At 37.7% G+C, this 26744-nt stretch carries 3 protein-coding genes; all 3 read right to left on the bottom strand.

Annotation, left to right across the window (positions count from 1 at the left end):
- Window positions 1-125: 125 nt before the first annotated feature.
- Window positions 126-13418 (bottom strand): PKD-like domain-containing protein, encoded by a 13293-nt coding sequence (locus ACNQF8_RS07315; RefSeq protein WP_417953153.1) that lies wholly within the window; start codon window positions 13416-13418, stop codon window positions 126-128.
- 441 nt (window positions 13419-13859) lie between these two features.
- The gene (locus ACNQF8_RS07310) at window positions 13860-19526 is read right to left on the bottom strand and encodes a choice-of-anchor D domain-containing protein (protein WP_417953152.1); all 5667 of its coding nucleotides are present in this window, start codon (window positions 19524-19526) and stop codon (window positions 13860-13862) included.
- Window positions 19527-19931: 405 nt separating this feature from the next.
- Complete coding sequence (locus tag ACNQF8_RS07305; protein WP_417953151.1) at window positions 19932-26339, bottom strand: DUF8202 domain-containing protein; 6408 nt, start codon at window positions 26337-26339, stop codon at window positions 19932-19934.
- Window positions 26340-26744: the final 405 nt, after the last annotated feature.

Genomic DNA, 26744 nt, shown 5'->3' with positions numbered 1-26744 from the left:
TTCTTTTTTTCTTTGGATGTAAATCCAAAATTGTAATTCAAATATAAATAATAATTTAAATCAATTATTAAAATTCAGATTAATATTTACTTAATCGAATCTGATTATCTACCGGAAACATACATTTATTTGATAATGATTTTTTTGCTATATGCTCCTTTTGAAGTTTTTAGTTTTATGATGTATACTCCTGAACTTAAATTTTTGATTGGAATTTGAATTTTGGTTTGATTTTCATTTTTCACATCCCAATTTGCAATAGCTTGCCCTAATAGATTGAATAGACGCACCTCATCTACTGTTGAATTGAGAGCTTTATTTTGAATAATTAAGACTTTATAATTGTTAGAGTATAAAACTATTAGTCCGTCATTCAAATTATTTTCATCAACATCAAGTGTTTTGTTTGTGAATCGAAGAGAGAAACGGTTTCTGTATTCGCCAACGGCTAATGAAATTGTAAAATCACTATTACGAATGTTATGATAAATTCCCGTTACGTTATCATGGAGGTAAATTTCAGTGCTATTAGATATGTTTTCGAGAGTATCGATTTTTATTTTTACTTTCCCTTCGGTTCCTACAGTAAGGCCTAAAGGAATTATTTGATTTTCATTAAAATCAGTAACAGCTTGAATGACATATTCAATATTGTTGATTTCCCAGAACATATCATCGATACTCAAATCAAACATTGGAGCATCATAACCAATGTCGAACATTGAGGTAGTGCTACTATCGGCGCCAAGTAATAGTTGTCGGTGCACACCAAGTGACGAATCAAAACCTAGCCTTATTTTTGATCTTGTTTCGGTTTCTGCATCTGTGTCTTTTGCATTTGATTTAGTTGTTCCACTTGTTTTCATAAAGAGAGAGTTTGCTAGACTTTCTTTGACAAATACTCGTTGGCTATTTTTAAAAAATAATGTACCACCAGTAACCGAAGCTGGAATTTCAGATCCTGTTAATTGAGAATCTTGATAAGCATCAACAAAAAATCCTTGTCCTACGGGGATGTATCGTTGTGGCACTTTGGTACCAGCTCCAGTTGCAGTTAAAGGGCTATCAGCAATTCCTGCCACTCCTCCCATTAAGGTGTAGGTTGCGTAACCACCTTCATATTCAGCTAAGTCATGATTGTTTGACAAGCCGAAATGATCCCAAAAATAAAGTGCTCCATTGAATACATTCACAGTATTTGTGCATCCTGAACAATCTTTTAAGTTGTCTCTTATGAATGAATTAGCGTCCATTGCTGATGGATATGGATTTCCTACTAAATACGTTTGATTATAAGGTATTGTTAATGTAATAGTCCCAGAATTAGGTTTTCCTATAAAGACATAGTTTTGGAGGGCAGTGATTGGTGCAATACCACCAGTTCCTTTCATGGTATATCCTTCTCCTGTTTTGATCAAACCGGTACTGCCAACATATTTCCATTGATAATAATCATCTAAGGCTGTATTTGAATTAAGTGTTTGTGAATTATAAGACCATAACCAGCGGTTACTTATTTTTATAGGATTTGAAACTACATCTGCATAAAAGGCACCATCATTGAAATCAATAGTACTCGGGATTAATGAATTTGTTCCGTCTTTTAAAACATTTGAAATGGCAAAAGGGGAATTGTTTAAGTTACCTTGAATACTTACCGGTGATGACCAATAGTTATAATTGAAGCTATTTTTTTTGCCTTGTTGGTCTCGCTCAATATATCCGGTACTGGTTTCGTCTAAAATACTTTCATCGTATTGAGTTGCTGTATATCTTTTTTGAACGAGTTGCGATTCTCCTACAAGATCAATATTACCGTTCAATAATAAATAAAGGGTAACCCATAAGCCTTGTCCGTCATTATTTTCTATTGGAGTAGTTACAACAGGATCAGCTATTGTTAATTTTCCAGCAGTTGAAAGTAAACCTAATACTGTAATGTCTTTATTTCCGGAATTAATGTTGTGTGATATTTGTACAATATTCCAATCAATTGGAGTACTATTATCAACTCCTAAGCTATTTGGCGCATCCCAAACATTAAAATAGGTCCAGGTATTATCCGTACTCCAATCTTGACCATTAACTCTTGAAGTATATGGTATAGGAGCAGTTTGTTCTTGTGCGCTGGTAATATTTCTTAATTTACCTACCGCAGTTCCTTTTGTTGGATTGAGATAACCACAACTAATAGAACTCATTTGGTAATAGCCTAATAAATCTGTTGTCCATGACAATCCGTTTACATCTACAGGAATGATTACTCCAGAAACGGCAGTTCCGTTGCTTTTAATTTCCTGATTCATAATTTGGTGTAATTGTTCTGGAGTTAATGCTTTATTCCAAATTTTGACTTCATCCATCCAACCATTAAAATAGCTCACTGGTTGACTTCCTAATCTATTCATTGCCCCTAAAATACAATCAAAATTATTAGTAGTCGGTAATATACCCGATTCATTTTTTACTTCGATACCATCAATATACAATCGATAAGTTGCACCGCTGAAGGTAACTGCAATATGATACCATCTATTTGTGCTAATGGCATTGTTAGAGATAATTGTTCCTGCTCCATTCCAATTGAATGAAATTTTGTCCCCTGTCAATTTCAAATCATAACCAGTAGACAGATTATTAGAATCGCGTTTAGAAAAGATGGTTTGTGTCCCCGTTACAGCATTTGGTTTTACCCAAACTTCAATACTAAATGGAGCTGTGAAATCATAATTATCTTTAAAGGTTATATTGTCATTTGCCCCGTCAAAATTGATTGTAGCACAATCTCTCAAAACTACACTAACATCATCTGAACAACCAGCTGCTGTCCACGTTAATACGTAAGTTCCAGCATCACCTGTAAACGTAGCATTAGGATCGGTATCATTTGGTAAAAAGGTTGCGGTATTACAAGGGCTTATTGCGGTACTTGATTTAATAGTCCATTTTCCGGTGGCACCTGTACCTATAGCAGTATCTGTTATATAATTATTGTCCCAAGCTCCTTTTGCTATATTTTGCGCGGCAGTAAGCCTATTGTCATAAGCATTAAGAGTTACCGTATTATTACCACAGTCAGCAGCTACAATTGCAAGATCTTTCCCTGCATAAGCAAAGTTTACATTAACGGTAACAAATTCAGTTCCATCTATTCCTGAACTTCTACATCCATTAATTAAAGTTGTGACACCATAAACCTGAACCCCTGGCGAAACAGGTGTTATACTCGCCGTATTTGTTGTTGAAATTATATTTCCATCTTCATCAGTCCATTCTATAGTTTGATTTGGTGGCGCATCCGGGAATTTAAAATTATCTAGCGCCCAAGCACTATTTGTATTTGCCCCTATAAAAGTAAATTTTACTCTTAATTGTGTTTGTCCTATGTAATTTTGTAAATCGAAGGAAGTATTGTCATTCGCAAAGGTATTAAAAAGGGCTGATTGAGCTGGTCCGGTAATATCTTGTAAAGTAACGGTATAACTTGCGCCACCGTTCAATGAAAGTTCAATGAGTATGCGGTCTCCAGTCAATAATTTATAGGCCTGATCAAATCCAAATGAAAAGGTTGTTAAGCCTAATGAATTAAATATTGGCGTTTGTAAGGTTGAAGTCAACGGGCCATTCGCAATTGCGAATTTTGGATCACCAGAATCATAAATTATTCCGCCTGGAAAAGGATGTGGGTTTGTACCTGCCCAATGATTAGAACTTGTATTATTGGCAGATGCGGTATAACCTCCAGGCGAACCATCTACTAACCAGCCTCTAGGGTCTTGCGTATTCAATTGACCCGTTTGAAAATCACCGCCTTGCAAAAATTGCCCAGTACCATAACTACTTTGGGAAGTAAATAAAGAAGAGCTTCCCAAACATAAAGTTGATGGTGATGCCGATACAGGATCTGGTTTGATATTTGGTGGAATGACATTTACATACGCTAAGGCTGAATAGGCAAGACCGCAAGTCCCATTTTTAATTACTGCTCTGTATAATGTTGTTTGGCTGATATTCGTAAAATTATTTACAGTACTTATATTTGCAATAGGCACCCAAGTTACGCCACCATTAGTAGTGTATTCCCATCGCAGAATATTTCCAACAAAACCACTTAAATTAAGTGTACCACTACCTAAATGGCAGGCAGTAATTAAATTACTTATTATTGTCGGAGTAGTACTAAAATAACCAGTTATTGAACCACCAACAGAAGTAGCATCAACTGTAACTGTTGCAGTTATAGGTGTTCCTCCACATCCATTAGCTGCAGGGGTAATGGTGAAAGTCACTGTTATTGGAGCACTAGTTGTATTAATTAAAATCCCGCTAATGTTTCCGCTTCCACTAGCCGCAATTCCCGTAACCGTTCCTGTATTATTTCTGGTCCAATTGAAAGTCGTTGAAGCTACATTTCCAGATAAAATTATTGATGTAATTGCGCTAGCGGAACATATCGTTTGTGACGCTGGAGTTGCAACCGCATTAGGAGTTGGATTCACCAAAACTGTCGTTGTTATTGGTGCTCCATTGCAACCATTAGCCGTAGGTGTGATTGTAAAAGTTACGGTTATAGGTGAACTAGTTGTATTAGTTAAGCTGCCACTAATGTCTCCATTTCCGCTGTTTGGTATACCTGTTACGGTTCCTGTATTGTTTCTAGTCCAATTGAAAGTCATTGAAGCTGCATTTCCTGATAAAACCATTGTTGTAATGGCACTTGCTGAACAAATTGTTTGAGCCGAATTTGTTGCCACTGCATTTGGTGTAGGGTTAACGAGAACTGTTACTGATATTGGTATTCCAGAACATCCATTAGCTATAGGAGTAATAGTGAAAGTAACGGTTACGGGTGTATTAGTAGTGTTAGTTAAGCTTCCGCCAATGTTTCCACTTCCACTGGCGGCAATTCCTGTTACAGTTCCTGTATTGTTTCTATTCCAATTGAAAGTCGTTGAAGTTACATTTCCAGATAAAACTATCATTGTAATTGCAGTTCCTGAACAAATTGTTTGTGATGCTGGAGTTGCAACCGCATTGGGAGTTGGATTTACCAAAACAGTTGCTGTTATTGGGATTCCATTGCAACTATTGGCTATAGGTGTGATTGTAAAAGTAACGGTTACGGGTGAATTAGTTGTATTAGTTAAGCTTCCACTAATATCACCAGTTCCACTAGCGGCAATTCCGGTTACAGTTCCTATATTGTTTCTAGTCCAATTAAAAGTCGTTGAAGCTACATTTCCAGATAAAACCATTGTTGTAATTGCAGTTGCTGAACAAATTGTTTGAGCCGAATTTGTTGCTACTGCATTTGGAGTTGGATTAACGAGAACTGTTGTGGTTATAGGTGTTCCAGAACATCCATTAGCTGTAGGAGTAATGGTGAAAGTTACGGTTACTAGTGCATTAGTAGTATTAGTTAGACTTCCACTTATGTTTCCACTCCCACTATTTGAGATCCCAGTTACAGTTCCAGTATTGTTTCTAACCCAATTGAAAGTCGTTGAAGCTACATTTCCAGACAAAACCATTGTTGTAATTGCACTTGCTGAACAAATTGTTTGTACTGAATTTGTTGCAACTGCATTTGGGGTAGGGTTAACGATAACTGTTCTGGTTACTTGTGTTGAAGTACCGTTACAACCATTTGCTGTCACCTGGATATTGACTGACCCAGAAAAACCTGTTGCCCATGTCATCACTCCTGATGCGCTGATAGTTCCCGCTGCCGGATTACTTATTGACCAGTTGAAACTAGTACTGTTGGTAGCTGTGGAAGCAAAGGTAGTGGTTGGAGAAGAAGCTGTTATTTGACAACTTGGTTCAGTCCCTGCAGATATAGTAATCGCTGTTGGTGTGCCAACAGTTGGTGTAACATTAACCGTTCTGATTATTTGTATTGAAGTACCATTACAACCATTTGCTGTTACCTGAATATTGACTGAACCAGAAAATCCGGTTGTCCATGTCATTACTCCTGATGAGTTGATAGTTCCTGCTGCTGGATTGCTTACTGACCAGTTAAAGCTTGTATTGTTGGTAGCTGTGGTAGCAAAGGTAGTGGTTGGAGAAGAAGCTGTTATTTGACAACTTGGTTGTGTTCCTGCAGATACGGTAATTGCTGCTGGTGTACCAACAGTTGGTGTAACAGTAACTGTTCTGATTACTTGTGCTGAAGGACCATTACAACCATTTGCCGTTACTTGGATATTGACTGACCCAGAAAAGCCTGTTGTCCATGTCATTACTCCTGATGAGTTGATAGACCCTGCTGCCGGATTACTCACGGACCAGTTAAAGCCGGTATTATTAGTAGCTGTGGTAGCAAAGGTAGTAGTAGGACTAGAAGCAGTTATTTGACAACTTGGTTCTGTTCCTGCAGATACTGTAATCGCTGTCGGTGTTCCAACTGTTGGCGTAATAATAACTGTTCTGGCTACCTGAGAGGAAGGGCCATTACAACCATTTGCGGTTGCCTGTATATTTACTGAACCTGAAAATCCTGTTGCCCATGTAATTACTCCTGATGAGTTGATAGTACCTGCTGCGGGATTACTTACTGACCAGTTAAAGCTAGTACTGTTGGTAGCTGCGGTAGCGAATGTAGTGGTTGGAGTGGAAGCTGTTATTTGACAACTTGGTTGCGTTCCTGCAGATATGGTAATCGCTGTTGGTAAGCCAACAGTTGGTGTAACCGTAAGTGCTGCACTAACAGAAGTAACCGTTGGACAAGTATAACCAGAAGGTCCTGAAACAACCACATCATAATTACCTGCATTTACCAAAACTGTTGTTGCAATTGTATAGGTTGCAGTTGTTGCACCTGAAATGTTGGTCCCATTTTTTCTCCATTGATAAGTAATAGGATCACCGCCTGCATTGGCAGCAACTGAGAAGCTACAACTAGCACCTTCACAGACAGTTTGGGCAATAGGTTGTGTTGTAATTTGAATGGATTGGTCTACATTTAATGTTACTTCATTTGACTTTAGAGAAGCACATGGACTTGCACCACTTACAACAACATAATAAACACCATCATCTGGTAAAAATGCCTGACTGAAATTTAAAACATTTGTTTGAGCCCCTGTAATAAAAGCAGTATTGGCAACTGCAATGCCAGGAAAGGTTCCTTTATACCATTGGTAAGTAAGACCATCACCGCTAGCCACTACGCCAAACTGTGCAGTACTACTGGCGCATATTCCCACATTAGATGGTTGCGTTCCTATGACAACTTTTTTATTCACAAGCAGAATCGCATTATTTGAAGTTACAGGTACACAAGGACCTGTGCCTGTAATCACTACATTATAATTATTTGCAGCATCCGCAGTCGTTACATTTGAGATTGTTAAAGAAGGACTGTTAGCCCCACTTATATTTCCACCGTTCACAAGATTAGTAGCTCCTTTTCTCCATTGGTAAGTTAATCCAGTACCAGTTGTTGTTACACTAAAACTTAAATTGGTTCCTGAGCATACGGTTTGTGTGGCAGCAGGTTGTGAAGTAATAACTACCGCATCATTCACGATTAAAGCTGCATTATTTGAAGTTACAGCAGTACATTGAGAAGTTCCCGTTATTACCACATTATAATCTGTAGCAGCATCGCCCGATACGACGGGGTTAATGGTTAAGGTTGGAGTATTAGCCCCTGATACTGATCCGATATTGGCTAAGTTTGTAGTTCCTTTTCTCCATTGGTAATTTAATCCTGTACCTGTTGCTGTTACGCTAAAGTTTGCCGAATTTCCTGTACATACAGTCTGGCTAACGGCAGGCTGGGCACTGATTGCCACCACTTGGTTTACAACCAGTACAGCACTTGACGAAGTAACCGCAGCACAAGGACTTGTGCCACTTACTATTACATTATAACTTCCGGCGTCAGTTGTTAAAACACCTGTTAAGGTTAAGGTTGCAGTATTAGCCCCTGAAATATTACCGACGTTTGAAAGATTTGTAGTTCCTTTTCTCCATTGGTAAGTTAATCCTGTTCCGGTTGCCGTTACGCTGAAACTTGCATTGATTCCTGAGCATACGGTTTGTGTGGCAGCAGGTTGTGAAGTAATAACTACCGCATCATTCACGATTAAAGCTGCGTTATTTGAAGTTACAGCAGTACATGGTGCTGTTCCTGTAATGACCACATTATAATCTGAAGCAGCATCGCCCGATACGACGGGGTTAATGGTTAAGGTATTGGTGTTGACCCCTGAAACTGATCCGCCATTGGTAAGGTTTGTAGTTCCTTTTCTCCATTGGTAATTTAATCCTGTACCAGTTGCAGTTACGCTAAAGTTTAACGAATTTCCTGTACATACGGTCTGGGTAACGGCAGGCTGGGCACTGATTACCACCACTTGGTTTACAACCAGTACAGCATTGGATGAAGTAACCGCAGCACAAGGACTTGTGCCACTTACTATTACATTATAACTTCCGGCATCAGTTGTTAAAACACCGGTTAAGGTTAAGGTTGCAGTATTAGCTCCGGAAATATTACCGATGTTAGAAAGATTTGTAGCTCCTTTTCTCCATTGGTAAGTTAAACCTGTACCGGTTGCCGTTACGCTGAAACTTGCATTGATTCCTGAACATACCGTTTGTGTGGCTGCAGGTTGGGAAATAATAACTACTGCATCATTCACAATTAAAGCGGCATTATTTGAAGTTACAGCAGTACATGGTGCTGTTCCTGTTATGACCACATTATAATCTGCAGCAGTATCGCCCGATACTACAGGGTTAATGGTTAAGGTATTGGTATTGGCCCCAGATATTGCTCCGCCATTGGTAAGGTTTGTTGTTCCTTTTCTCCAGTGATAGGTTAATCCAGAACCCATTGCAGTTACGCTAAAGTTTAACGAATTTCCTGTACATACGGTCTGGGTAACGGCAGGCTGGTCACTGATAGCCACCACTTGGTTAACGACTAATACGGCATTGGATGAAGTGACTCCAGGGCAAGGACTGGCTCCACTCACTATTACATTATAACTTCCGGCGTCAGTTGTTAAAACTCCAGTTAAGGTTAAGGTTGCAGTATTAGCGCCAGAAATATTACCCACATTAGAAAGATTTGTAGTTCCTTTTCTCCATTGGTAAGTTAATCCAGTACCAGTTGTTGTTACACTAAAACTTAAATTGGTTCCTGAGCATACGGTTTGTGTGGCAGCAGGTTGCGAAGTAATAACTACCGCATCATTCACAATTAAAGCGGCATTATTAGAAGTCACAGCAGTACAAGGAGCTGTTCCTGTTATGACCACATTATAATCTGTAGCAGCATCGCCCGATACGACGGGGTTAATGGATAAGGTTGGAGTATTAGCCCCTGATACTGATCCGCCATTGGCTAAGTTTGTAGTTCCTTTTCTCCATTGGTAATTTAATCCGGTACCCGTTGCTGTAACGCTAAAGTTTGCCGAATTTCCTGAACATACGGTCTGGTTAACGGCAGGCTGTGCGCTAATTGTGACCACTTCGTTTACAATTAGAGTGGCGTTATTTGAAGTTACAACATTACATGGTGCTGTTCCTGTTATTACTACATTATAATTTGTAGCTGCATCAGTTGTTAAAACACCGGTTAGGGTTAAGGTTGCAGTATTAGCCCCGGAAATATTACCGATGTTAGAAAGATTTGTAGTTCCTTTTCTCCATTGGTAAGTTAATCCCGTGCCGGTTGCCGTTACACTAAAGCTAACATTGTTTCCTGAACACACGGTTTGGGTGGCTGCGGGTTGTGAAGTAATAACTACAGTCTGATTCACAGTAATAATTAATTGGTCTGTACCAGCGTTACAACCTCCAACAGGATCGTTTGAAGTTGCATTGATTGTAACGGTGCCATTTGAAATACTAGGTGTATAAATATAGGTTGCAGGATAAGGCCCTCCACTAATAGTTCCACTGGAAGCAGTAAACGTGGGTAGTGCATTTGCATTACCAGTTAATATTGGGTTTAAACTAATACTTGTTCCGGAACACATGCTTATATCAGCTCCAAGGTTTACGGCCGCAAATGTGTTCACGTCAACGTTAAAAGTTCTTGTATTGCCATTGCCACAAGGATTACTTACTTGAACGGTAATGTTTTGATTGTTTCCTATTACGGCTGATCCCGTTGCAGTTGCATTGACTGATATGGTTCCTTGGCCTGAATTTATCACCCAACCTGTAGGAAAAGCCCAAGTATAAAGAGTCGCACCAGCTACGGCTGATACAGAATATGTAGTTGAAGTAACAGGACAAACTGCTGTCGGCCCTGATATTGCATTTGCAGGAAGAGAAGGCGTTCCAGTATAAACTGTCATCAAAATACTATTACTTGTAGCAGTAGTCGGTGATGCACAAGTAGCGTTAGAAGTCATTATCACTGTAATTGTTGAAGGATTTGCCAGTGATGTAGTAGTATAAGTAGAAGAGGTTGCTCCGCCAATATTTGTTCCATTTCTTTGCCATTGATATGTTGGAGCACTTCCTCCATTGGTTGGAGTTGCAGTAAAAGTTACTGAAGTTCCAGCAGTTGAACATATTGATGTTGAGGTGCTAGAAATGCTTACCGACGGCGTAACTAAAGAATTCACCGTCATTGTAATACTATTACTAGTTGCGGGGTTTCCTGTAGCACAAGGTGTAGTATTGGATGTTAATATGACTGTAACTATTTGTCCATTGGTAAGAGTGGTTGTTGTAAATGTGTTGCTGTTTGTTCCTGCATTTACTCCGTTTACCTTCCACTGGTAAGCAGGTGTCGTACCTCCATTGGTTGGAGTTGCGGTAAAGGTTACTGATGTGCCAGCACATATAGTTGTCGCCGTTGCTCCAATACTAACACTTACAGGTAAGTTCGGATTAACGGTTGTTACAATAGCATTACTTGTTGCGGGACTACCAGAAGCACAGATTGCATTTGAAGTCATCACTACCGATACGGATTGTCCAGTGGTAAGTGCTGATGTAGTGTAGGTTGAACTATTTGAACCCACTGGAGTTGCTCCTACATACCATTGATACGCTGGAGTTGTCCCGCCATTGGTTGAAGTGGCAGTAAAAGTGACACTTGTTCCTGCACATATAATATTATCGGCATCGTTTGAAACGATGCTCACACTTGCAGGTAAGTTTGGATTCACGGTTGTAACAATCGTATTGCTTGTGTCAGGACTGCCTGTAGCACAAACTGCATTTGAGGTCATCACTACCGATACAGATTGTCCGGTTGTAAGGGCTGATGTGGTGTAGGTTGTACTATTTGAACCAACTGGAGTGGCTCCTACATACCATTGGTAAGCCGGAGTAGTTCCACCATTGGTTGGAGTGGCTATAAAAGTGACACTTGTTCCTGCACAAATGATATTGTCAGCATCGTTTGAAACAATACTCACGCTTGCAGGTAAATTTGGATTGACAGTTGTGACAATAGCGTTACTAGTAGCCGGACTGCCTGTAGCACAGACTGCATTTGAAGTCATAACCACCGATACGGATTGTCCGGTTGTAAGGCCTGTTGTGGTGTAGGTTGCACTATTTGAACCAACAGGAGTTGCTCCTATATACCATTGGTAAACTGGAGTAGTTCCGCCATTTGTTGGAGTGGCTGTAAAAGTGATACTTGTGCCTGCACAAATGGTATTGTCGGCATCGTTTGAAACAATGCTCACACTTACAGGTAAGTTTGGATTGACAGTTGTTACAATAGCATTACTTGTAGCTGGACTGCCAGTGGCACATACTGCATTTGAGGTCATCACTACCGATACGGATTGTCCGGTTGTAAGACCTGATGTGGTGTAGGTTGTGCTATTTGGACCAACTGGAGTTGCTCCTTCATACCATTGGTAAGCCGGAGTAGTTCCACCATTGGTTGAAGTGGCTGTAAAAGTGACACTTGTTCCTGTACAAATGGTATTGTCGGCATCGTTTGAAACAATGCTCACACTTGTAGGTAAGTTTGGATTCACGGTTGTAACAATTGCGTTACTTGTATCCGGACTGCCTGTAGCACAGACTGCATTTGAAATCATCACTACCGATACGGATTGTCCGGTGGTAAGACTGGATGTAGTGTAGGTTGCACTATTTGAGCTCACTGGAGTTGCTCCTACATACCATTGGTAAACTGGAGTAGTTCCACCATTGGTTGGCGTGGCTGTAAAAGTGACACTCGTTCCTGCACAAATACTATTGTCGGCATCGTCTGAAACAATGCTCACACTTGCAGGTAAGTTTGGATTCACGGTTGTAGCAATTGCATTACTTGTTGCCGGACTGCCTGCAGCACAGACTGCATTTGAAGTCATCACTACCGATACGGATTGTCCGGTTGTAAGACTTGAAGTGGTGTAGGATGCACTATTTGAACCCACAGGAGTTGCTCCTACATACCATTGATAAACTGGAGTAGTTCCGGCATTGGTTGGAGTGGCTGTAAAAGTGACACTTGTTCCTGCACAAATGGTATCATCGGCATCGTCTGAAACAATGCTCACACTTGCGGGTAAGTTTGGATTAACCTTAACCTGAATAGAATTACTGCTAACCATTGCCGGTGTAGCGCAAGTTGCTGAAGATGTTAAATCTAATGTAATAACATCATTATTTGAAAGTATCGTTGAGGTAAAAGTTGAACTGTTGCCAACTGGAGCACCATTTATTCTCCATTGATAGGTTGGGGATAGGCCACCATTGACCACCGCATCAACGCTAAAAGTCACGGATGTTCCTTCGCAAAATGTTGTTTGGGTTGATTCAATAGCCACAGATGGTGTCACTGCAGTGTTGACAGTCATTGTTATGATGTTGCTAGTTACTGTAGCAGGAACCGTGCAGGTTGCATTAGAAGTCATTTCAACTTTTACCTGATTGCCATTTGCAAGTGTACTCGTAGTGTAGGTAGGACCCGTTCCAACAGCAATACCAGCTACATACCATTGGTAAGTTGGAGTACTGCCACCATTTACAGGAGTTGCAGTAAAGGTTACGGATGTTCCGGAGCATATAGGACTTGCCGGACTAGCAACAATTGATACTGAAGGAACCAAAATAGGATTTACCGTAAAAGTGCCCGAACTAATAATATCCGAACCTGAAGCGGGTGTGATCGAAATAAATCCAGTTGTAGCAGAGGCACTTAATATTGCGGTTATTTGAGTATTGCTATCTATCGTAAATGAAGCCGCAGCTATTCCATTAAAGGTTACAGAAGTCGCTCCACTAAAACCAGTTCCAGTTATAATCACTGAAGCCCCAGAATTGGCACAAGCATTAATTGGATTAAAATTCGATATGGATTGGGCGAAATTATCCAAACTGAACAGAAAAACAATCAAAACAATCAAAAGAGAATTCTTCGAATTTAGTAATACAAAAATTAAATTTATATTGAATCTAGAGTAGTTTTTTTTCATAATATGCACACTTTTTAATCAAACAATTAGATTTTGTAAACCGGATATAGAAAATTATCTATGATGTTTACAGAAGTTAAATAAAGTTTATTGTAGTGGTATTATTTGCAATGAAAAAATGAATCAACCTGTTGTTATTCTGTATATCTTATTTTAGAGTTGCAATGAAAAAATGACAACAGCCATGATTTTATTCGGATTATATATATTGTTTTTTTTGGTGTTAGACACTTAATTATCTTAAAATTAAGTATTTATAATGGTATTTTATCGAAAATAATCCTTTTTTCGATAAAAGGATTTTATCTCCCGATAAACTACTCGTTTTAAAAAAATAATTTATGAAGTTTACTTTTTTTCTTATTTCTGGATTAATTTAGATATAAAAAAAAACTGCCTTTACAGACAGTTTTCTCTTTTTGAAGTTTATTAAACTTGAAATTATTTGATAATTATTTTTTTGCTAAGCGCTCCTTTTGAAGTTTTTAGTTTTACAATATACACTCCTGAACTTATTTTTTTAATTGGAAGTTGTATGTCATATTGTCCTTGATTTTCAATTTCCCAAGTGGTTATTGATTGTCCAATAATATTGAATAAACTCACTTCTTGAACAGTCGTGTCTAGTGTTTTGTTGTTGATTATTATTGTGTTTTTGCTTTGTGAGTGGGCTACTCTTATTACATCATCAATACTGGTTTCATCGTTAACACTTAATGTCTTATCTTTGAATCGTAATGAAAAACGAGAATGATGTTCACCTACTGTTAGATTGATTTCAAAAGCTTCATTTCGGATATTATGGTATATTTTAGTTTCATCATCGTATAGAAAAATAGGCTGGTTAGCATCAAAATTTTCTAAACCGTCAATCATGAATTTTACTTTACCAGCGGCATCCGTTTTTACACCAATAGGGTAGGAAGCATCGAGGTCAAAAAAACCTTCACCTTGAATTACCAGTTGATTTTCCCCATTCAAAAAATACATATCATTAGGAAAGTCATCGATATTTAAACCATCATAACCGAGATCCATTTCGCTGGTCGCTTTTTCATCCATAAACCCTAGCAATACCTGTCTGTGATGGTCATTATAGGAATTAAATCCCAATCGAATTTTTTTATAAGTGTCATTTATTACTACATCATTATCATTGTTGTTCCATGCTTTTTCTTTGCTGGAGGTAGTTTTGTACATTACATTTGAGTTCAAAGCGTCATTTTCTTTATGAAAACCTCTTTGGCTATTGTTAAAAATAACGGTTCCTCCAGAACCAATTTTCCCATTCACAAAAAATCCTTGCCCAACCGGAATATAGCGGTTAGGAATACCTCTTGAAGGAGTTCCTGACTGACTGATAAAATCAACGCCTGCCGCTGATGGCGCTAATCCTCCAGTTAAATTTCTAACGGCATAACCTCCTTGATAATCGCGTAAAATATGGGTGTTGTTACTGTCATAATGTTCCCAGAAGTATAATGTTCCATCTGTGGAGGGATTTGAATTTATATTAGCTGTTATGAAAGCTTCGGCATCCAGTGCAGATGGATAAGGATTTCCGGTTAATAATAATTGATCATCACCAACTGTATTTGTTGTTATTGATCCATTGTTTGGCTTTCCAATAAAAGTATAGTTTTGAGTTCCTAATGGACCTCCACTTCCTTTTAAAGTGAATCCTTGACCTACTCGTATTGGGTCATTTTCAGTTATTTGAGCCCAATTAGCATAATCATTAGTATAATCATCAAATTTATAAAGCCAATATCTGGCCAAGCTTATAGGAAATGTAGGAGCTCCGTCATAGCCACCAATCCAATTTATTGCTATTGGAGCCAGAGGATTTGTTCCATCTTTTAAACTACCGGCAACGGTATAATTACTATTATTTGCAATTGTATTTATAGGACTTACAGGAGAGCTCCAATAATTATAATTGTATATATTAGATTGCCCTTTTTGATCTCTTTCGATATATCCAGAGCTTGTAACGTCTAAATCACTTTCGATAGTTTGCGCCAATTGTGACATCCCAACTAAATCAATTTTCCCATCTAATTTCAAGTACCAATCATTTTGTATTTTGGTATCATTGTTCATTATGATGTTTTTTCCTGTATCTACCAGCATTCCTAAATCAATATTGTTAGCCGTTTCTGTAATGTCATGTTTTACATGTACTATCGACCAGTCTTGTTCCATGATATCTTCACCTCTGATTTCTTTAGTGGGGCTGTTTACCGCTGTTGCAAAACTTCCATTTCGCTCTGTTAAGAATGGCATTGGTGCTTGTTGAACATGAATGTTTTTATGGTTGTATATTTTTGTTCCAATGATATCAATTGCCGGAGTTGTTAGGTCATCAATAATATCATCTTTATAATTATCCATTCTGTAATACCTAAGTAAATTAGTAAAAGGCAAAGAAATAGGAGAGGAGGCTACATTTTTTGGAACAATTAAACCTCTAATTTGGGAACCAGTATCTTGAATTTCCTGGTAAACCATTCTTTGCAATTGAGACTCCGTCAAAGCCAAATTAAAGACTCTTACTTCATCTATTTTTCCTTTAAAATATTTTGTACTTGTGCTTGGATCTCTTCCTAAAGTAAGCAGTGATGCATCTGCTGGAATACTTCCTGTTTTAGCTTGGCTTGCAACCAAAGCGCCATTTAAATAGAGTTTAATATTTGATCCATCATATATTACGCCAACATTGTACCACTGTGATACATTTAAAGTGGTATTAAAAAGAACGGAAGTTCCATTAACAACTGCTTCTAATTTTTTGGCAGCAGTAATTCGTATTTGAAAATTATTTTGTCCTACAATAACTCCTTCCGAAGTAAATGCAGGGTTTAAATTGATCCATGCCATTAGCGATGCATTGGCTAAACCACCAAGAATGGCCGTGCTTTGTCCATAATCATTTCGTCCGTCAAAATCTAGAAACAGTTTGGTTCGGATATCTCTTGGTGAACCAAAAGAAGCCGTATTTGTATCGAATATGTCTAGGATACCATCTTTATCAATGTCAGTTGTGCCGTCAATAATCCCATTATTATTAGTATCTAAAGTTTTATAATCATAGATTAATAACGTGTTAGCGATATCAAATGTACTTCCATTAGACATATTATCTAAATAATCAGGTATTCCGTCTGCATCTGTATCTTTTAAATAAGTTGTGGCAGGATTTGCAGTTGCAATTCCTTGTCCTGAATTTCCATATTGAGTATTAAATGTTGCTCCGATACCATAATCATAAAGATCTAATATTCCGTCGCCAAAACCTTCTGTTATGCCGTCTCCATTGATGTCTTTAGTTCTAAATGTTTCTGATTCCGGTCCATCACCAACACCATCGCCATTGATATCCCCATCGCCATTTTGATATCCTGAAACTGCATTTGTATTTCCGGCTCCAGACTCATCAACATCAAAAATGCTATCATTATCGCTATCTAAATCAATATAATTCGGAATACCATCACCATCAGAATCTAATGCTGGTAATGCTGCTGCTGATTCACCACTGTCATGAAGCCCATTTCCGTTAGTATCGACCCAACTTACGTCAATTTTTCCTTTAGCATTGCTCAAGCTTCCTAAACCAGCTTCAATAACGTCTTCAATACCATCATTATCGGCATCTAAATCAAACATATCAGCAACACCATCATTGTCTAAATCGCATAAAGTTTGTGAAATTAGGATATCATCCAATGCAAGGTCATTACCACCACCACCAGGAGCATTATTCTTAAAACGAATGGTAAACGCATTTACATTTCCTAAGTTGACACTTGTAGTGAATTGTTTCCAAACTCCTTGAGTGCATGTATTATCAGTGGTGCTTCCAGAACATCTGCCAATATCACCCGTGTTGAAAGTCGTAAGAAGATTGTTTGATAAATCATAAAACTCTACTGTCACATTTGGTAAAATTGAACCGGGGAAAGTAGAGGGTGCCATAATATTTAATACCCAGAAACTATAGGTTATGGGTAGATTTGAAAGGATTCCAGTAATGGTAGTTTCATAAAATGTGCCGGGAGTAAAACTGGCATTAAAAACGGCCATCCTGCCATTAGTATCCCCAGTTGTATGATCTTCGCCATTATACCATGCTAAATCCCCATGAATATTTTCAGGATCGCTAGCAACTGTTCCTGTTATTTTAGAGACTACGGTGTATTCACCATCGTCTAGTATCCAAGTTGATTGACTAGGACATTCGGTTGTATTAGTACCTACAATTCCGTCTTCATAACAATAGGTTGTTGTTGCATTATAGGCAGCAGTAAAACTTGACGTTTTTCCTCCTGTTCCAAAGGTTTCATTTAAAAATTTATAATCTACTTTACGGCCATTTGCGTTGTTACAATTTAATTCCTCAGTGGCATCTAAGATACCGTCGTTATCATCATCAATGTCAAAGTTGTCATAAACTCCGTCTCCATCGCTATCAAAAAAGGTTTGGATTCCTGTTCCCTGAATGGAAAAATCATAAGGATTTTCATTGGAGTCATTGTTAACAATTGAAATTGAAGCGTTTTTTACACCTAAAGTGCTAGGATTAAAGCTAACAGAAAATGTAGAGCTGCCTCCCGTAGCAATTGATGCACTAGGGCTAGTGGCAACTATGAAATCGACAGCGTTAGTGCCAGAAATAGTTATCGCTCCTATAGTTAATGGTGCATTTCCAGTATTTTGAATCGTGAACGTTTTTGTGATAATTCCCGTACTGGTTTCCATTGAGCCAAAATTTGTCCAATCGGTGGTACTTGGCGTGGTATCACCATCAATGATAGAAATCGCATTTCCAAGCATGTTTATTTCTGGCGTATTTACTGTAGCTGTTACCGCAGTTCTTGAAGAAGTACAAGAAGCATTAGTGGTTTCAACATAATAAGTTGTAGTTGTTGAAATAGTGGGAGTCGTAAAACTTGTCCCTGTGGCTAAGGCGCTTCCACCAGTTGATGCTGCAAACCAAGAAATTGTTCCCGCAGAGGCTGTAGCTCCCAAAACAACTGTTCCGGAACCAATTCTAGAACCAGGAGCCGTACTTGTAATTGTTGGAGTTGCATTTACAGTTACGTTTGTTGAATTATTGATGCTGATTGAAGAACTACAATTATTTGGAGAAGTTCCGCCACTTGTCAGATTTGTAATTGTTATTGTAGTTGATCCGGAATTTGCTAATGTGCTTGTGGTAAAACTTCCGTTTCCAGCACCTGTTACGGTCATAGTTGAGGTATTTCCTGTTGCGGTATTTGGAGTAGATAAATTATAAGTTATAGTATAAGTTCCTACTGGTAAATCTGTAGCTGACGAAGTTACTAATACTGTTGCGCTGTTGGTTGAGCATATTGGTGTTGCAACATTTGTTGTGCTTATGCTATAAACTGGGCATGTCCATGTGACGTTTATTTTACCAGCTCCGCCAAAAGCTCCATCGTCAGTGTTTTTACCACCTCCGCCACCTCCTCCAGGAGAAGAACCACTAATAGTAGCTGAACCAGAAGAACCAGAAGAACCATTTCCACCGCCACTTGGTGCAATTGCTCCGTTTGAATTTGTAGCTGCTGTTCCATTTAAAGCAGTTCCAGCAGAAGATCCACCACCACCACCATTAGTTGCGCCATTTGCACCATTACCACCGCTAAAGCGAACATCTCCAATACAGCTTGAAGATAAACCACCAGCAGCTCCTGTAGTGGAATTATCTGACACACTATTACCCCCTTTGGCTAGAATTAATGTATTGTTATCAAACCATGAATCACTAGCAGCAGTAGTGGTTTGAGTAATGCTTCCTATACCAACTGAAACTGTATAAGTTGTTCCTGGCGTAACAGTTATTAATTTTTTTGCATAAGCACCGCCACCACCGCCACCATAGGCGCTATTACCACTGGTTTTTTTACCACCTTTTCCGCCCCCTCCCCAAGCTTCGACTTGTAGTGAGGTCACTCCTGCAGGAACAGTAAAAGTGCCCGAAGTGCTATATGTTTGCGTAGTTTGTGAAATTCCAAAGAATGTTATTAAAAAAAGGCTAATGGTAAAAACTAATTTTTTATTCGCTAAAGTAATTTTTTTCATATTTTAATTACTGTATTTAATTATGGGTCAGTTTTTTATCTTTTTGTAGAAATGTATTTGATAGTTTTTTTATTGTTTCCGTAAATTTAAATTTATTATTGCGATTAATCAGCTTAAGGACAAATAAAACCGATAAAATACATATTTTTTTAAATATTGTAAGTTTATTAGTATTTAGTTGTTATTTTTTTATAAAAAATTTCATGAAAATATTATGAAGAAAAAATAGGTTTGTTTTTTTGTTTTTTGAATAGTATTTACTTTTCCAAAAAATTTAATCCTGAATAAGAACATTTCTTAATTCCAGATTTATAGTTTTAGTTAAATTTCTTTTACTGATTTTAGTTTAAAAAAAAAGACTTCCCAGTTGTGGGAAGTCTTTTTTTTAAGTTGGATTGTTTTAAATTATTTGATAATAATTTTTTTATTGATATTTCCTTTAGTAGTTTTTAATTTTACAATATAAACTCCTGATTTTTTGTTTTGAATTGGGATTTTAATGCTGGTTTGTTCCTTGTCTGCAACATCCCATTTAGACATTAATTTTCCTTGAATGTTGAAAAGTGACACGTTAACTACTGTATTGTCATTTGATCCATTTGTAATATTCAAAACATTATTAGAACGAGTAAAGACCACTTGAATGCTATTTTCATATGTGACATCTTTTACACCAAGTGTTTTATCCCTAAAGCGTAATGAGAAACGTTCAGTCAAATACCCTTCAGGAAGTTCTACTTCATAAAGCTTATTTTTTATGCTATTGTAGGTATCCGTTTCTTTATCATAAATAAAAACATTTTGACTTTCGTCGAAGTTTTCTAGAGCATCAATACCAAACGATACTTTTCCAGCAGCCTCTGTTCGAACACCAATAGGGAAGGAGGCATCTTCATCAAAATAGCCTTCTCCTAGTATGGCTAATTCATTTTCTCCATTTAATAAATACATATCACTTGGAGAATCATCAATATTGAAAGCATCATAACCATCATTCATCTCACTATTTGCTTTTTCATCCATAAAGGCTAATAGTACTTGTCTGTGGAATGTTTTGTCAATAACATTAAAACCTAGACGTATTTTTTTATGGGTGTCTTTCTCAATTGGAGCATTACTGTTGTCTGTCCAATGGTTAGATACTTTTGAAGGCGTAGGAGTTCTATACGTTGTTTGCGAAACTCCAGTTTCGTCTTCTTTATGAAAATCCCTCTGACTGTTATTAAAAGTTACAGCGCCGCCCGTTGTAAGGTTACCAATCACAAAGAAACCTTGACCTACAGGAATAAATTGGTTAGGAATTAACTTACTTGCTGCACCAGATCCACTTATGAAATCTACACCAGTGGAACTTGGAGCGAGTCCACCAGATAGATTTCTGATGCCATAACCTCCCTGATAGGCTGCTAAATTATGGGAGTTATTAGTGGAATAGTGTTCCCAGAAATACAAGGTACCGTCTATTGATGGGGTACTAGTTGTGTTTGCGATAACGCTAATATTATCATTAATAAATTTAGTTGCATCTAGTGCGGATGGATATGGATTACCCACTAGTAACAATTGATCAATTCCCACAGTATTTGTTATAGTTCCATTGTTAGGTTTTCCTATAAAGGTAAGGTTTTGTGTTCCTGAAGTTCCTGGTCCTTTTAAAGTAAATCCCTTACTTGCTGATAAAGTTCCTGTTTCGCCTATTTGACTCCAATTGGCGTAATCATTTCCTAAATTATCAAATTTATAAATCCAAAAACGAGCTAAACTAAATGGTGATGTTGCTCCATCATACCCATTAATCCAGTTTATGGTTCTTGGTGCTGCAGGATTTGTTCCATCTCTTAAAACCCCGGCTACAGTAAAACTATTGTTATTTGTAGTGTTATTAATCGCTCCTACAGGTGAACTCCAATAGTTGTAATTGAATCTATTGCCTTGTCCTTGTTGGTCTCTTTCTAATGAACCTGAACTGGTAGCATCTAAATCACTGCCTAGTTTTTGTATCAATTGTGATCGTCCTACTAAATCGATTTTTCCATCTAGTTTCAAGTAATGGGAAACTTCAATTTTAGTTCCGTCGGTTTGTAATCCTCCAACAGTCGTTGCAGTCAATGTGTTGCTGTTAACAAATAGGCCTAAAACAGTTTTATTTCCTACGGAAGTAATATTGTGACTTGTTTTTACAATATTCCAGTTTATAGTTTCAGTATCGTCTACTATTGATAAACTATATGGAATATCTTGAACAGTATTGTTTTTCCATGTCCCGGGAGTTTCCCAGCTTCCATTTGTTAATGATTCATATGGTAATGGTGCAGTTTGCAAATCTACAGTTGTTAAATTTCGCAATGCAGCCGTATTATTGTTGTTTGATATGTCTTTGGCATTAGTAAAAGTATAGGTAGACATTGGATAATAGGCGCTCAAATTTGACCAAGGTATACTACTAATTTCATTAGATGTAATGCTATTAGGGATAATTTTTCCATTAGTTGCTAAACCGTTACTTAGAATTTCTTGATTCATAACATAACGAAGTTCTTTTACAGAGAGCGCAACATTCCAAACGCGAACTTCATCGATAGTACCATTAAAGAAAGATGTAGGTGTTACACCATCTGCGGCTGCTATTAAGAAAGATTGTGTTGGATTCGCAGGTACATTGCTTAATGTTTTACTTGCATCTTCAAAACCATCTATATATAATTTTGCTGTTGAGGTTGAATTATCATATACCACGCATACATTATGCCATTTTTCTGTAGGCATTATTATTGAAGACGTTATAGCTTGTTTAGTTCCATTAAACCAACTCATCTCTACTTTTCCAGCTGCATTTATACTTAAATCATACCCTGCAGTATAAGGGTTGTTTCTTTTGGAAAGTATTGTTTGGTTAATCGTACTGCTTTTTATCCAAGCAGAAACGGTAAAGGAGGTGTTTAAATCTAAAACTTTACCTGCATCTAGATAATCATTGACACCATCAAAATCGATGGCTCTTTCATAAGTTCTCTCAGGAGCATAACCAAAAGTGATGTATTTAGTTCCGTCAAAATCATAATCAGTCTCTAGTTTTGAGCCGTTAACACGCATAACTCTATATTCTGAGGTCGGATTAAATTGGGGAGTACTCGAAATAAACATTAAGAAATCACCAGGAGGAGTTATAGTTGATGTTAGTAATGTAGAAGGTATAGAAATCTTACAAGAAGGAATATTACCGCCAGTTTCTTTCACTCTCCAAGTTCGTCCTATTGAAATGAAATCAACTTCTGTATTTAATGAGGGTGTTATCCCCGAACTCATATTTACTATTACTGCAGGTTGCGCAAGCAGTGTTCCGTTATTACTTCCCCAAACTAAAAACTCTTTATCATTGATGAAATTATTTGGGTTATCTGAGTTTTTATCATAAATACCTCCAAGTCCTATGGTTATGTCATCAACTGTATTTTCAGTTTTAGATTGCCTTTGTTTCAATTCAGATTTATCATCACGGCCTATCCCAGCAATATTATAATTAAATCCTGCACTAGCATCATAAATTGATGTGGCTGTATCTGTGGAACCAGAGTTATAATAATCCAAACTTGTGCCATTATTTCCTAATGTAATACCATATTTAATAGCTAAATAAGTCTCTATTCTTCTCCTGTCAATTACATTATTACTGATGTTATAATTTATTACCTCAAGAAAATCGCCCTCATAACTTGGTCCAAAAGTTTCACTAGCACCCAACCAATATCTTGAGTTTATAATATTTTTATAAGTACCGGTATTTACTTCAGTAGTAGTTAGAGCACCAGTACCATTGTTGAGAGACCCACCATTATTAAAGATACTCATTCTCGTGCCATTATTTCTTGGATTAAATATGTTCACTCCGGTGTAGGATTTTGTGTTACTAAGTTCCCCTGCACCATAATTGTTGGAGGCAGCTTGATTATATGCGACAACTTCATTAAGATACCGGCTAGAAGAAGCACCCATAGAAAAGCCAGTTACATCTTGAATAAGTGGAGTATTTTTGTTGTTTACTATGTCATCTCCGCAGTAAACATCAGATACGCTTGAGATATAGTTGACTGTATTTTTTGGCTTTACAACAAGATACATATCCAAATTATTAAAACCTTGCCCACCCGCCATCGCATTGGCACCATTAAAATAAATTACTGGATTAAAATTTACATTTTTATTGGTATTGTGTTGAAATTTAGGTTCTTTTCCAAGTTTTGCTACTGCATTTTTGGTGCTGGCAGAAGTTTTTTCTTCCCATGTGGTCATTGTCGCTCCATCTAATACACTGCCAATATTGCTATCTGCTTTCAACCAAAATTTAAGATTGGATGTAATGCCTCCCGGAGCAACTGTCAACGCAGCTGAGGTCTTAATTTCTGCTGATACAATAAAATCATAAGAGGTTTCACTTGGAGTACCCACATTATCTGTATTTGTTACTGTGATAGTTGCCGTTTTAACACCTACTGCTGCAGTAGGAGTAAATGTAACTACAAAACTGGTAATTCCGCCTGAAGCTAATGAAGCAGTAGGGATGGTACTCGCTGTAAAGAAGCCTGCTGGCGTCACATTAACAGTAGTTGTTAAACCTAATGCAGTAGTTCCATAATTATAGATTTGAAAAGGGATCGCTATTTTTGTAGTTGTATCGGTGATGCCAAAGTCGGTTTGGTCTAAAGCACTTGGTGTAGTATCTCCATCAACAATAGAAACATCATTTCCTTGTATGTCTATTTCTCTACCTGTAACTGTCGTATTTGCCGTAATAACAAAATCATAAATGCTTTCAGTATCATCACTATTTGCAATGCTTACAATGGCTAAAAAATTCCCTGTGATTACAGAGTTAAACGTAACTTGAAAAGTTAAGCTAGAACTTGGAGCAATTGAATTGCTGCTTGGTTGGCTGGTTACAGTAAATGCGGCATCCCCACTTATTACAACTCTAGGCGTTCCTGTAAGTGTTAAAGGTCCAGTACCCAAATTTTGAATGGTAAATGTTTTTATGATAGGTGTTCCAGCCACTCCACTCCCAAAGTCAGTATTATTTGTAGTAGACCCGGCAGAATCACCATCAATAATATTAGTGCTGTTTCCTTGTAAATTAATTTCTGGTGTTACTCCTGTATCCCCCGTTCCTGCTATGTTGAAATTATATGGATTTTCGTCAGCATCATCAGTAGTAAATGATAAAGTTGCATTTCGGGTCCCTATTGCTGTAGGAGTAAAGGTGATAGTAAAGGAGGCGCTTGATTGAGGCGCAATTGATGTTGGGGGATTTGTCGCTACAAATTCTGAGGCATTTGTTCCTCCAATAGTTATACTGCCTAAATTTAATGTTGCTGCACCCAAATTATTAATTGTGTAGGTTCTGGTTAAACCTATGAGAAGATTGGAGCTACCAAGATCAGAAAAATCAACAGTGCTTGGTGTAGTATCACCATCTGTAATAGTGAACCCATTTCCTGAAACGGCAATTTCTGGATTGTTTACAGTAGCTACTATAGCTACTCTGGGACTTGATGTACAAGATCCATTAGTTGATTGTACATAATAGGTAGTTGTGGCTGTAATAGATGCAGTTGTGTAACTATTACCTGTTGCTAATGCTGTTCCTCCAGTCGCTGCTGCAAACCAAGAAATTGTCCCTGCAGAGGCTACCGCACTTAAAGCAACTGTCCCAGTACCAGTTCTTGAATTAGGGGTAGTTGAAGTTATAGTAGGGGTAGCTGCTACGGTCACACTTGCACTGTTGAGTAATAAAATGGCATTACTACATGTTCCAGCGGCTAGATTTGTTATCGTTATTGTAGTTAATCCTGAATTTGGTAATGTACTGGTGATGAAACTTCCTGCGCCAGCAGTTGTAACAATCATAGTTGCAGTATTTCCAGAAGCAGTATTAGCCCCGGAAATGTTGTAGGTTACGGTATAGGTTCCTACTGGCAGTCCTATTGTACTCGAGGTAACAGATACATTTGCTGTATAAGTTGAACATAAAGGAGTTGCTACGGATGTGCTACTCAAGCTAAAAGTAGGACATGTCCATGAAATGATTACTTGTCCATTTCCACCACCTCCACCAGATCTATCAGTTTTTGTTAAAGCATTTGCTCCTGCACCACCACCACCTGGTGAAGTACCAAAAGCACCGTCTCCACTATCTGCAGAACCATCAGCTCCTTTTACTCCTCCAGTTACTGCTGCTCCTCCAGTTTGGTCAATACCAGAATTTCCATTAGAGCCAGTACCAGCGCTTGATCCTCCTGCACCACCACCATATAGACCATCTCCGCCTTTTCCTCCATAATAACTAAGAGAAGCCGTAAATCCAGTATTACCAGAGGTAACTGCGGTAGCACCTACAGTGTAAGTATTATTCATACTTGTAGAACCTGCGGCATTACCACCAACAGCTAATAAGTAAGTTGTTGTCCCACTACTCAATGATGAAAACCCTCCATCTGTACCATTACCTCTGCTACCTATACCACCGGTACCCACAGTTACAGTGTAGTTAGCACCAGGAGTTACAGCATATGAATTTCTTCTAGCATAGCCACCACCAGCTCCACCACCTCCAGAAGAATTTGTTCCTGTAGCACCACCACCTGCACCACCTGCACCCCATGCTTCAATATTGATACTCGTTACTCCAGGAGGAACAGTAAAGGTATATGTTCCCGGTGTACTGAATGTTTGTGAGGATTGGGAAAATCCAAAGAAACTAAATGATAAAAAAAATAAAGTAAAAAAGATATTTTTTGAAAAAAGTAAAGTTATCTTCATTTGGTGAAAAATGTGTTAATTCTAAAATTTTTAAATAGGTTTGTTTTCATTTACGTATATTTTAATTGGATGGTTTTAATTGCCAGTTAATTAATACTTTATATACGTGATTTTACGCTCCAAATATAAAATAATTTTAATTAGGTAACTATTTTTTTTATCGATAAAAACCTATAAAACCCGATTAAACTCACAAAATTGAGTTTTTATTGTTTTTAAATATTAAAAAAAAATAAGTTTTAATAGCGATTTTAACTATTTAATATTAACTAATTTTATAGGTAGTGGTAATGTCTTTTTATCATAGTTTTGGTTGGTCAACTCAAAGTTCTGTTTTATTTTAAAAAGCCTTAATCAAAATTTTAAAGTACAATTTTGATTAAGGCTTTTTGTCTAAAGTGTAAA

Source organism: Flavobacterium labens (assembly GCF_048286755.1).
GTDB lineage: Bacteria > Bacteroidota > Bacteroidia > Flavobacteriales > Flavobacteriaceae > Flavobacterium.
The sequence above is the reverse complement of the archived record's forward strand: the minus strand, read 5'-3'. Positions and strand labels throughout refer to the sequence as shown.

Coding starts and splice junctions, on each gene's coding strand:
- ACNQF8_RS07315 (WP_417953153.1), bottom strand. CDS start 13,418: ATGAAAAAAAACTACTCTAGATTCAATATAAATTTAATTTTTGTATTA.
- ACNQF8_RS07310 (WP_417953152.1), bottom strand. CDS start 19,526: ATGAAAAAAATTACTTTAGCGAATAAAAAATTAGTTTTTACCATTAGC.
- ACNQF8_RS07305 (WP_417953151.1), bottom strand. CDS start 26,339: ATGAAGATAACTTTACTTTTTTCAAAAAATATCTTTTTTACTTTATTT.